Here is a 5000-nt window from a genome sequence, read left to right on the forward strand (position 1 = left end):
CACCACCCCACCCGCCTCCCCGAATGCGAGGATGACCAAGGCCAACGCGCACCCCCGGAGGGCACCACACCCATGACCCAGAAAGTCGCAGTCCTCGGCACCGGCAAGATCGGCGAAGCCCTGCTCAGCGGCATGATCGGCTCCGGCTGGTCCCCCGCCGACCTCCTGGTCACCGCCCGCCGCCAGGAACGGGCCGACGAACTCCGCACCCGCTACGGAGTCACCCCGGTCACCAACGCCGAGGCCGCCAAGGCCGCCGACACCCTGATCCTCACGGTGAAGCCGCAGGACATGGGCACCCTCCTCGACGAACTCGCCCCGCACATCCCCGCCGACCGCCTGGTCATCAGCGGCGCCGCGGGCATCCCGACCTCCTTCTTCGAGGACCGCCTCACCGCCGGCACCCCCGTGGTCCGCGTCATGACGAACACCCCGGCCCTCGTGGACGAGGCCATGTCCGTCATCTCCGCCGGCACCCACGCCACCGCCGCCCACCTGGCTCACGCCGAGGAGATCTTCGGCGCCGTCGGCAAGACCCTCCGCGTCCCGGAGAACCAGCAGGACGCCTGCACCGCCCTCTCCGGCTCGGGCCCGGCGTACTTCTTCTACCTGGTCGAGGCCATGACCGACGCCGGCATCCTCCTCGGCCTGCCCCGCGACAAGGCCCACGACCTGATCGTCCAGTCCGCGATCGGCGCCGCGAAGATGCTCCGCGACAGCGGCGAGCACCCGGTCAAGCTCCGCGAGAACGTCACGTCCCCCGCCGGCACCACCATCAACGCCATCCGCGAACTCGAGAACCACGGCGTCCGAGCCGCCCTCATCGCCGCCCTCGAAGCCGCCCGCGACCGCAGCCGCGAACTAGCCTCCGGCACCAAGGACTAACTCTCTTGACGGGTCATGAGCAGGGAGATTGAATCCGGTGTCGGCCTCGTTCGGAGCGAAGGTGAACGTCGCGGCTACTCCCGGCCCACCGGCCTGCCGGCAGTCGTCGGCCAGACAATCGGTGGACGGAGCCGCGGTCTGCACCTGGGGCACCGGCCGCGTCGGCCAAGTCGTGGGCCGGCGTGCGGCCGACGGTTCCACCTGGGGCCTCTGGTACGAAGCCGCGCGCTTCGGCCGCCTGAACGCCGACGGCACCTATGCCGCGGTCACCTCCGCCGAGGCCGCCCGGCCGGACGAACCTGTCCGCCTGACCGGCGTCTACGACGCCCAGGACGGAGAGGTCAAGCTCTACATCGGAACCACCCAGAACGGCGAAGCGCACTCCGTCCCGACCCCGTCCGGCTCGGGCGTTCTCACCGTCGGCGGGACGACGGACGGCGAGAGCTGGACGCGGCACCTGCCGGGACGCATCCGGGACGTCCGGGTCTGGGCCGGTGCCGCTGACTCGGCCCAGCAGCTCATGGAGATGACCGGCGGCTGACCGGACATGTCCGCGCGGCCGACACGACCACCGTGCCGGCCGCGCGAGGCCGTGTTCGCCCCGCCGCTTCCAGGTCGACGGCTCACTCCGCCGCGGCCACCACGTCCTCCGTGGTCACCACCCGCGCGAACCCGCCCCCGTGCAGCGACACCGCCGACGCCCGCGCCAGTTCGTCGGCGCTCTGCCGCCAGCCGAAGGGCCCCTCCAGGTCGAAGGTGTACGTCGCGTCGAACGCGACCAGCACGTCGAACCCGAGGTTCCCGCCCATCCGGGCCGTCGTCTCGACGCACATGTTCGTCTGGATCCCGGCCAGCACCACCTGCCCGATCCTCTGCTCCCGGAGCCACGCCCCGAGGTCCGGCGTCCCGAGGAACGCCGAGTTCACGGTCTTCGTCACCAGCACCTCGGCCCCGCTCCCCTTCCCGCGCCGCCGCTCCACGTACTCCTTGAAGCCGTTGCCCTCGTACCCCGTCCGCAACGGCGACCCCGGCTTGACCGAGTCGTGCCGTACGAAGACGACCGGCCGCCCGGTCGACTGCCAGGCGTCGACGAGGGCGGCGATGTTGTCGTCCGCCGCCGGGTTGTTGCGCGTCCCCCAGAAGTCGAGCTCCTCGAAGCCCTTCTGCACGTCCACGACCACCAGCGCTGCGTTCTCCGCGATCTCCATGCCCCCGATCGTGTCGCCGGACGGACGAGCTCCCCAGAGGTACGGAAGTCAGCGATCGATGGTTTACTGCCAGCCATGGCAGAGCAGGCCCCCGCCCAGGTCCCCTACCGCGTTGCCCTCGTCGCCTTCCCCGGCATCCGGGCCTTCGACGTCTCCGTCATCACCGAGGTCTGGGGCACCGACCGCACCGATCGAGGCGCCCCCGCCTTCGACCTGCGCCGTGTCGCCGCCGACGGCACCACCGCCGTCCCGATGCGCGGCGGCCTCGCCCTCCACCCCGACCGCCCCCTCGGCTGGCTGGACCGCGCCGACCTCGTCGTGGTCCCCGGCCTCGACGACCACCTCACCCCGGCCCCCGCCCCGGTCCTCGACGCCCTGCGCCGCGCCCACGCCCGCGGCACCACCGTCGCGGCCCTGTGCGCAGGCGCCTTCACCCTCGCCCAGGCGGGTCTGCTCGACGGCCGCCGCGCCATCACCCACTGGCGGCTGACCGACCTCCTGCGCACCCACCACCCCCGCGTCACCGTCGTCCCCGACGCCCTCTTCATCGAGGACGACAACCTCTGGACCGCGGCCGGCACCGCCGCCGGCATCGACCTCTGCCTCCACCTGGTCCGCCTGGCCCACGGCGCCGAGACCGCCGCCACCATCGCCCGCTCGATGGTCACGGCCCCCTTCCGCACCGGCACCCAGGCCCAGTTCATCGAGCGCCCCACCCCACGCACCGACCGCGACGCCGACGCCCTCGCCGCCGTCCGCGAGCACGCCCTGCGGCACCTCCACGAGCCACTGACCGTCGCCGGCCTGGCCGCCCGCGCCGGCATGTCCCCTCGCTCCTTCGCCCGCCACTTCACGGCGGCCACCGGCACCACACCCCTGCGCTGGCTCCTCGACCAGCGCATCGCCGCCGCCCAGAGGCTTCTGGAGCGCACCGACCTCCCCATGCCCGAGGTCGCCCGCCGGGCCGGCTTCGGTAGCGAGGTCACGATGCGACAGCACTTCGCATCGCGCCTCGCCACCAGCCCCCGCGCCTACCGGGCCGCGTTCACCACGCTGTCCGGCAGCGGCGCCAACAACCCGATCGCGCGGTAGGCGGCATCCACGGTCGGCCGGGCCATCGCCCGCGCCTTCTCCGCGCCCTCCCGCAGCACGCCCTCCACATAGCCGGGATCCGCGCACAGCTCCTGATGCCGCTTCCGCAACGGCCGCAGCACCTCCACCACGGCCTCCGCGACATCCTTCTTCAGCGCGCCGTACGAGTCGTACGCCGCCGCCAGCTCCGCCGGCTCCCCGCCTGCGCACGCGGCGAGGATCTCCAGCAGGTTCGCGAGCCCCGGCCGCGCCTCCCGGTCGTACACGACCTCGCGCCCGCTGTCGGTCACGGCCCGCATGACCTTCTTCCGCACCACGTCCGGCTCATCGAGCACATAGACGATCCCGGGCCCGACGTCGTCGCTCTTCCCCATCTTCGACGCCGGTTCCTGCAAATTCATCACGCGCGCCGCCACCGCCGGACTCGTGGCTCTGGGCACCACGAACGTGTGCCCGTACCGCTGGTTGAACCGCACCGCCAGATCCCGCGCCAGCTCCACATGCTGCGTCTGGTCGCTCCCGACCGGCACCTCGTCCGTCCCGTACGCCAGGATGTCGGCCGCCATCAGCACGGGATACGTCAGCAGCGACAGCCGCACACTCCCGCCCCGCTCCCGCTCCCGCGCGGCCTTCTCCTTGTACTGGATCATCCGGCGCATCTCACCGTCCGTGGCCACGCACTCCAGTACGTACGACAGCCGCGCGTGTTCGTCCACATGACTCTGCACGAACACGGTGCACACCTCGGGATCCAGCCCCGCCGCCAACAGCAGGGACGCCGCCTGCCGGCTCAGCCGGCGCACCCGCGCCGGATCGTGGTCCACGGTCAGCGCGTGCAGGTCGACGACACAGAACAGCGCGTCGGACCGGTGCTGGTCCACCGCGGCCCACCGCCGCATGGCTCCCAGGTAGTTCCCCAGCGTCAGATGCCCGGTCGGCTTGACCCCACTGAAGACCCGCGTCATTTCTCCACCTCTTGGTCAGGGCCGCCGCCACCCGCCGGCCGCCCCTCCTGGAGGGAGATACGAGAACGGCCGCCGAAGCGGCGGCCGTCGTGTGCGTACGTGAGCGCGGCCGCCGTCAGGCGGCCCACCAGGACTGGTTGCACGTACGCGTCATCACGCCCCACACGCTACGCGGCGGACGACCGTCCCGCCACGGAGTTGACACGACATGCCCCCATCCGTAGTGTTCTCCGAGTTGTCCGACGTGAGCGCCGACTCCGGTCGGTCCCCGGACAGCGATTCCGCAAGTACCCACCACTCCTCGACGAACAGTCGCGCTGTCGACGTCGTCGTTGCATTGGCGCGCGTATTCGCGGAATGAGGAATCCACGTTCGAAAGGACGCGGCCCCCGATTAGCTCGGGAGTCGGGAATCCGCTAGAGTCTCACTCGTCGGAACGGCCCAACAGCCGGGAAGACAACCCCCTCTGACGGGGAATCAGAGCCCGAAAGGATCTGATAGAGTCGGAACCGCCGGAAAGGGAAACGCGAAAGCGGGAACCTGGAAAGCACCGAGGAAATCGGATCGGAAAAGGATCTGATAGAGTCGGAAACGCAAGACCGAAGGGAAAAGCCCGGAGGAAAGCCCGAGAGGGTGAGTACAAAGGAAGCGTCCGTTCCTTGAGAACTCAACAGCGTGCCAAAAGTCAACGCCAGATATGTTGATACCCCGTCCATCACAGTGTGATGGTCGAGGTTCCTTTGAAATACACAACAGCGAGGACGCTGTGAACGTCGGGATTATTCCTCCCGATGTTCCGCTCTCGTGATGTGTCACCCGATTACGGGTAAACATTCACGGAGAGTTTGAT

5 protein-coding genes and 1 rRNA gene (1 of these 6 running past the window's edge) are annotated in these 5000 nt (G+C 70.3%); 4 read left to right on the forward strand and 2 right to left on the reverse strand.

Annotation, left to right across the window (positions count from 1 at the left end):
* Positions 1 to 72 precede the first annotated feature (72 nt).
* Both proC and GTW67_RS08775 read left to right on the forward strand, forming a co-directional pair.
* Positions 73 to 885, forward strand: coding sequence for a pyrroline-5-carboxylate reductase (gene proC, locus GTW67_RS08770; protein WP_161164240.1), 813 nt, complete (start codon positions 73 to 75; stop codon positions 883 to 885).
* A gap of 121 nt (positions 886 to 1006) precedes the next feature.
* A complete protein-coding gene (locus tag GTW67_RS08775; protein ID WP_161164241.1) occupies positions 1007 to 1426 on the forward strand; it encodes a LamG-like jellyroll fold domain-containing protein in 420 nt (139 codons plus the stop codon).
* A gap of 82 nt (positions 1427 to 1508) precedes the next feature.
* On the opposite strand, the gene GTW67_RS08780 is transcribed toward GTW67_RS08775, so the two are convergent.
* Positions 1509 to 2093 carry a cysteine hydrolase family protein gene (locus tag GTW67_RS08780; protein WP_161164242.1) on the reverse strand — a complete coding sequence of 195 codons (585 nt, stop codon included), beginning with the start codon at positions 2091 to 2093 and terminating at the stop codon, positions 1509 to 1511.
* Between the two features lie 75 nt (positions 2094 to 2168).
* Here GTW67_RS08780 and GTW67_RS08785 point away from each other — a divergent pair, with 75 nt between their 5' ends.
* Positions 2169 to 3185 carry a GlxA family transcriptional regulator gene (locus GTW67_RS08785; RefSeq protein ID WP_161164243.1) on the forward strand — a complete coding sequence of 339 codons (1017 nt, stop codon included), beginning with the start codon at positions 2169 to 2171 and terminating at the stop codon, positions 3183 to 3185.
* Here GTW67_RS08785 and trpS read toward each other — a convergent pair.
* Positions 3125 to 4150, reverse strand: coding sequence for a tryptophan--tRNA ligase (gene trpS, locus GTW67_RS08790; RefSeq protein ID WP_161164244.1), 1026 nt, complete (start codon positions 4148 to 4150; stop codon positions 3125 to 3127). The genes GTW67_RS08785 and trpS overlap by 61 nt on opposite strands.
* Positions 4151 to 4983: 833 nt before the next feature.
* Here trpS and GTW67_RS08795 point away from each other — a divergent pair.
* Positions 4984 to 5000, forward strand: a 16S ribosomal RNA gene (locus tag GTW67_RS08795); it runs 1509 nt beyond the window's last position.

The organism is Streptomyces sp. SID5910 (assembly GCF_009862125.1).
GTDB lineage: Bacteria > Actinomycetota > Actinomycetes > Streptomycetales > Streptomycetaceae > Streptomyces.